This window comes from Nocardia sp. NPDC060220 (genome assembly GCF_042727815.1).
In the GTDB taxonomy this organism is placed as follows: domain Bacteria; phylum Actinomycetota; class Actinomycetes; order Mycobacteriales; family Mycobacteriaceae; genus Nocardia.
Genome location: NZ_JBHWZY010000931.1, coordinates 1 through 2531 on the forward strand (window position 1 = coordinate 1; position 2531 = coordinate 2531).

General features: G+C 65.4%; 2 protein-coding genes. Both read right to left on the reverse strand.

Annotated features, from left to right (window positions below):
• A partial coding sequence (locus tag ACFWF3_RS31875) for an NAD(P)/FAD-dependent oxidoreductase (protein WP_379317501.1) occupies positions 1 to 820 on the reverse strand: 820 nt, incomplete at its 3' end.
• 30 nt (positions 821 to 850) lie between these two features.
• Positions 851 to 2305 carry a nitrate/nitrite transporter gene (locus ACFWF3_RS31880; protein ID WP_379317503.1) on the reverse strand — a complete coding sequence of 485 codons (1455 nt, stop codon included), beginning with the start codon at positions 2303 to 2305 and terminating at the stop codon, positions 851 to 853.
• Between the last annotated feature and the right edge of the window lie 226 nt (positions 2306 to 2531).

Here is a 2531-nt window from a genome sequence, read left to right on the forward strand (position 1 = left end):
GGTCGGTGAGGATGCCGCCGCGGGCGCCGATCTCGAGGCCGGAGGCCTTGGCGAGGGCGTCCTGCGGGCGGACACCGGCGGAGAACACCACCAGCGAGGCCTTGATCTCGGCATCGTCGGACAGGTGCACGGTGACGTTGTCGGCGCCTTCCTCCTCGATCGAGACGATCTTGGCGGTGCCGACACCCGTGTGCACGTTGAGGCCGATATCGGTGACGAGCTTCTCCAGGATCGCGCCACCACCGGCGTCGACCTGGGCGGGCATCAGGCGACCGTTGTACTCGATGACGTGCGGGGTCATGCCGAGCAGGCGCAGCGCGTTGGCCGCTTCCAGGCCGAGCAGACCGCCGCCGACGACCACACCGTGCGCACCGGGACCGGCCGCTTCGGCGGCGGCGCGGATGCCGTCGAGGTCGTCGATGGTGCGGTAGACGAAGCACTCGGGCAGGTCGTGGCCGGGGACCGGCGGCACGAACGGGTAGGAACCGGTGGCCATGACCAGCGCGTCGTAGGAAATGACGTCGCCGCTGGTGCTGGTGACGGTCTTGGCTTCGAGGTCGATAGCCTCGCCGCGCTGGCCCAGTCGCAGGTCGACCAGGTCGTCGCCGTCGTACATGTTGCCGGGCAGGGCCAGGTCGTCGGCGTTCCAGTTGCCGACGTAGTAGGACAGGCCGACGCGGTCGTACGCGGGCAGCTTCTCCTCCGACAGGATGATGACCTGCCACTGGCCTGCCTCGTCGCGCGAACGAAGGGCTTCGACGAAACGGTGTCCGACCATGCCGTGGCCGACCACGACCGCTGTTTTACGAGTGCTGTTCATGAGAGTGACCTCCTTGGTAGTGGTCGGTTGTCAGCGAGCCGACGAATTGGCCGACGAAGCGTTGGTTTCGGCCTCGAGGACCATGTGCTCGGCCTCGACCACCACTGCGGAGTCGGAGGTGAGACGGGGACGGCGCAGGAAGACCGTCCAGGTAACGGCGGCGCAGACCACGTAAAAGGCGAGGAACACCCAGAACGCGGTGGTGGCCGAAGCGGTGCTGGCGTAGGAGCTGCGCAGCACCATGTTGATGCCGACGCCGCCGAGGGCGCCGATGGCGCCGACGAAGCCGATCAGGGCGCCGGAGGTGTTCTGCGACCAGGCCGCCTGCTCGACCCGCGAGACCGGCAGGCTCTTGGACTTGGCCTCGAACACCGACGGGATGATCTTGGTGACGGCTCCGTTGCCGAAACCGGACAGGACGAACAGGGCGATGAAGCCCGCGACCAGCAGGGTCATGGTGGCACCGGTGGCAACGCCCTTGTTGCCGTCGGCCATCGTCGAGGCGGTGATCACGAGCAGCGCCGCGAGCATCATGGCGCTGAAGGTGGCGATGGTGACCTTGCTGCCACCGATCCGGTCGGCCATCTTGCCGCCGTAGGGGCGGGCCAGCGAACCGAGCAGCGGGCCGATGAAGGCGATCGACGCGGCGTGGATGGCGGCCTGAGCGGCGGTGTCGCCACCGGCCTTGAAGCTGATCTGCAGGATCTGGGCGAAGGCGAAGCTGTAACCGATGAACGAACCGAACGTGCCGATGTAGAGGAAGGCGATCGCCCAGGACTGCGGCACCCGCAGGGCCTTGACCATGTAGGACAGGTCGGCCTTCTGGTTGGTCAGGTTGTCCATGTAGAACGCGGCGCCCACGGCGGTGACACCGACCAGGACGAGGTAGACGGCACAGATCACCGTGGCGTAGTCGCCACCGAGGGTGACCAGCACCAGCAGGCCGAGCAGCTGGATCACCGGGACGCCGATGTTGCCGCCACCGGCGTTCATGCCCAGTGCCCAGCCCTTGAGGCGCTGCGGGTAGAAGGCGTTGATGTTGGTCATCGACGACGCGAAGTTGCCGCCACCGAAGCCGGCGAACGCGGCCACGATCAGGAACGTGGTGTAGGAAGTGCCGGGCTGGTTGACGAAGTACAGCGTCAGCAGCAGCGGGATGAGCAGCAGGAACGCGGAGAAGATCGTCCAGTTGCGACCGCCGAAGCGGGCGGTGGCGACGGTGTAGGGGATGCGAAGGAACGCGCCGACCAGGGTGGGCATGGCGACGAGGAAGAACTTGCCCGCCGCATCGATGCCGTACTTGTCGGTGGGCATGAACAGCACCATCACCGACCAGATCGACCACACCGAGAATCCGATGTGCTCGGCGATCACAGACCAGATCAGGTTGCGCTTGGCGACGTCCTTGCCACCGGCTTCCCAGGCCGCGACGTCCTCGGCATCCCAGTTGTCGATGTCGTGGTTCCGCTTCAGCGTGCTCAAGATTGGGCCTCCCAAAAGTGCGATGGCCCAACGGTAGGAAATGGGTATTGCCGAAATGCTGCGGGAAATGTCGCTTGAATCAACGGTTTCTCACCTTCCCCCGATCAGGGAGGTGAGATCAGCCCTTTTGTTTCCGGCATGTGTCGCAACGATTTCCGCGCGTAAGGAAGCAGCAAGAAATCATCGGAAACGCCCGTGAGGGTGTGATCTACACAGCATTACTCCGAAC